The sequence below is a fragment of the Salinisphaera sp. Q1T1-3 genome, assembly GCF_003602005.1.
In the GTDB taxonomy this organism is placed as follows: Bacteria; Pseudomonadota; Gammaproteobacteria; order Nevskiales; family Salinisphaeraceae; genus Salinisphaera.
In genome coordinates this window covers 1-420 of record NZ_QZWD01000047.1, presented here as the reverse complement: position 1 = coordinate 420, position 420 = coordinate 1, and the positions used below count along the sequence as shown (strand labels likewise).

The window sequence follows — 420 nt, the reverse complement described above, 5'->3', positions numbered from 1 at the left end:
TCATAATCAACTCTTTCGCCTGTTCCATGCGCACGCCAGCGGCCTGCGCGGTAGGAGGGGTGGGCGAAAACAAGCCAGGCCCCTCGCGGAGCCTGGCCTGCTTTGCCGCTGCAAGTCACCGGACCTCAGATCCCGAAGGTCCAGGTGCCCTTCCAGCTGTCCACGTCCGCACCGATGGTGCTGTTCTGCTCGAAGAAGCCGTCAGCCGGGAGCGTGCCCGCCGGGGGCAGGCTGGCGCCCTCGCTGACGTTGCTGCTGTCGAGGAAGTCCTGTACCGCCTGGACGTTGTCGCCCTCGTTGTTCGTCGTGCAGTCGAGCTGCACGCCGTCGAAGACAATGCCGGTGCCGAGCAGGTTTTCGGACTCGCCCTGCACCCGCAGGCAGGTATCGCCGTTCAGCAGCTGCGAGTTGAAGAGCATG

1 protein-coding gene is annotated in these 420 nt (G+C 65.0%); it reads right to left on the bottom strand.

All coding sequences use genetic code 11. The features are described from left to right. Positions 1–125: 125 nt before the first annotated feature. On the bottom strand, positions 126–420 hold a 295-nt coding region (locus tag D3260_RS17590; RefSeq protein WP_158583596.1), incomplete at its 5' end, for a hypothetical protein.